Annotated in this window: 1 protein-coding gene; it reads right to left on the bottom strand. The window is 50.4% G+C overall.

Annotated features, from left to right (window positions below):
* Nucleotides 1–2245 (bottom strand): Ig-like domain-containing protein (locus tag CZ809_RS20510; RefSeq protein ID WP_144396219.1); only part of this gene is annotated, 2245 nt, incomplete at both ends.

Here is a 2245-nt window from a genome sequence, read left to right on the forward strand (position 1 = left end):
TGTAAATATGATCATCTGTCGCAGTAGCGCTATGACCTGCTTCATCATGAGTTGTCACGGTGGCGGTGACATTATCGGTGGTAGCGTTATCTAATACGCTGCCGTCAACCTCAGCCGTCCACGTTAACTTGCCATTGTGATTTTCTACTGTGGCCGTACCTACCGCTTTACCATCTACAGTGATCGTAACGGTATCGCCAACTTTGACATCACCACCAACGGTACCGGTTACAGGCACTTTGCCGTGGGACTCATTCTCATTGATTACATTGTCACCACCAATGGTGGTGATGGTGACACCCGCATTGATGCCAACCTGATAATTTTCTTCACTGTTTGCGGTGTCATTATGTGAACTGTATGACGTTGTGACTGTGGCAGTGGCTTTATCTGCATGCAACACATCCTTGCCCGTGACATTCACTGACCATGTGTTACCCGCCTCAACCTGGGTGTTGTAATCGGTGCCATTAATCGTTACCACGACCTTGTCACCCACTTGCACCTGACCGCCAACCGTACCGGTGATCGCAATGCTCTGCTGATGACCTTCTTGTTGAGTGATCTCGTTATCGCCAGTGATCTTATCAATGTCGATAGTCGCGTTAACATCCACCGTATAATTATGCTCAGCCGTGGCGGTTTTGCTGTTACCTGCGGTATCAGTGGTGGTCACTGTTGCGCCAACATGATCCGAATTCGCATCCAACAAGACCTTGCCATCAACAGACAAACGCCATGACTTATCCGCTTGTACTTCGGCGGTGCCTAACGTTTTACCATCAAGGGTCACTGTTACCCAATCGCCCGCTTTTACATCACCGCCAACCGTACCGATGATCGCTTGGGACTGTTCAGAATCAGGGCCGGTTACATTATCATCGGTAGCAATCGAGGTAATAGTGATCGTTGCCGCAATGTCAGTATCAATGTTGTAAGGGTGATCGTCCGTCGCCGTGGCACTGTTACCCGCCTCATCCGTGGTGGTGACGGTTGCCGTCACACTATCAGCCGTCGCACCGTCTAAAACACTGCCCTCAACTTCTGCCGTCCACGTTAACTTGCCGTCCTGCTCCACAACTTTTGTGGTGCCCACGGTTTGACCATCAACAACGACCGTAACGGTATCGCCGACTTTAACATCTGCGCCCACGGTACCCGTGACCGGGACTTTGCTGTGCGCTTCATCTGCGTTGATAACACCATCGGTAGCAATCGAGGTAATAGTGATCGTTGCCGCAATGTCAGTATCAATGTTGTAAATATGATCATCTGTCGCAGTAGCGCTATGACCTGCTTCATCATGAGTTGTCACGGTGGCGGTGACATTATCGGTGGTAGCGTTATCTAATACGCTGCCGTCAACCTCAGCCGTCCACGTTAACTTGCCATTGTGATTTTCTACTGTGGCCGTACCTACCGCTTTACCATCTACAGTGATCGTAACGGTATCGCCAACTTTGACATCACCACCAACGGTACCGGTTACAGGCACTTTGCCGTGGGACTCATTCTCATTGATTACATTGTCACCACCAATGGTGGTGATGGTGACACCCGCATTGATGCCAACCTGATAATTTTCTTCACTGTTTGCGGTGTCATTATGTGAACTGTATGACGTTGTGACTGTGGCAGTGGCTTTATCTGCATGCAACACATCCTTGCCCGTGACATTCACTGACCATGTGTTACCCGCCTCAACCTGGGTGTTGTAATCGGTGCCATTGATCGTCACCACGACCTTGTCACCCACTTGCACCTGACCGCCCACCGTACCGGTGATCGCAATGCTCTGCTGATGGCCTTCTTGTTGAGTAATGACGTTATCGCCAGTGATCTTATCGATATCGATAGTCGCGTTAACATCCACCGTATAATTATGCTCAGCTGTGGCGGTTTTGCTGTTGCCTGCGGTATCAGTGGTGGTCACTGTTGCGCCAACATGATCCGTATTCGCATCCAACAAGACCTTGCCATCAACAGACAAACGCCATGACTTATCCGCTTGTACTTCGGCGGTGCCTAACGTTTTTCCATCAAGGGTCACTGTTACCCAATCGCCCGCTTTCACATCGCCGCCAACCGTACCGATGATCGCTTGGGACTGTTCAGAATCAGGTCCGGTTACATTATCATCGGTAGCAATCGAGGTAATAGTGATCGCTGCCGCAATGTCAGTATCAATGTTGTAAGGGTGATCGTCCGTCGCCGTGGCACTGTTGCCCGCCTCATCCGTGGTGGT

It is taken from the genome of Photobacterium piscicola (assembly GCF_900166965.1).
Taxonomy (GTDB): domain Bacteria; phylum Pseudomonadota; class Gammaproteobacteria; order Enterobacterales; family Vibrionaceae; genus Photobacterium; species Photobacterium piscicola.